This window comes from Streptococcus hyointestinalis (assembly GCF_041225505.1).
Classification (GTDB): domain Bacteria; phylum Bacillota; class Bacilli; order Lactobacillales; family Streptococcaceae; genus Streptococcus; species Streptococcus hyointestinalis_B.
On the sequence record NZ_JBCLSK010000099.1, the window covers coordinates 1 to 639 of the forward strand.

The window sequence follows — 639 nt, forward strand, 5'->3', positions numbered from 1 at the left end:
ATCCCTTCAACCAAGACAGTGTATCGGTACATCAAAGACGGACTATTGAGGATTAAACTGGATTGATTTACCTAAGATGGTAAGTCTCCGAAAACGCTCTAAAGCAAGCTCTACGACCGCAAAGAAGCTTCTAGGCAAGTCCATTGAAGAACGTCCAGAAACCGTTACGAATCATTATGAGTTTGGGCATTGGGAAATTGATTTAATTCTCGGAAAAAAGACCAGAGGTGAGGCTGTTGTCATGACTTTGGTAGAGCGTCAGACGCGATTTGCCATCGCCTTAAAACTGGCGAATAAACAGGCTGAAACAATCACCAAGGCTGTTAAGAGCTTACTGTCTCAGTATCCTATTGGCTCTATTACGTCAGACAATGGCTCAGAATTCAGTAGCTTATCAACTCTAAAAAATGTTGACGTCTATTTTGCTCATTCTTATTCTTCTCATGAAAGAGGAACGAATGGGCATTTTAATGGTCTCTTGAGAGAGTTTCTTGCAAAAGGTGTCTCCCTTAACCCACTAACGACAGAAGAACTCAATCGCTACGTCTCTGCTATCAATAATAGACCTAGACGAATTCTCAAGTATAAAACCGCACATTTTTTGTTTGAGCTAGCCCAAACAGCTTGAACACAGGTTTT

Annotated in this window: 1 pseudogene; it reads left to right on the top strand. The window is 41.2% G+C overall.

Annotated features, from left to right (window positions below):
- Window positions 1–628, top strand: a pseudogene (locus AALA56_RS10150) (IS30 family transposase); the annotation flags it as partial.
- Window positions 629–639: the final 11 nt, after the last annotated feature.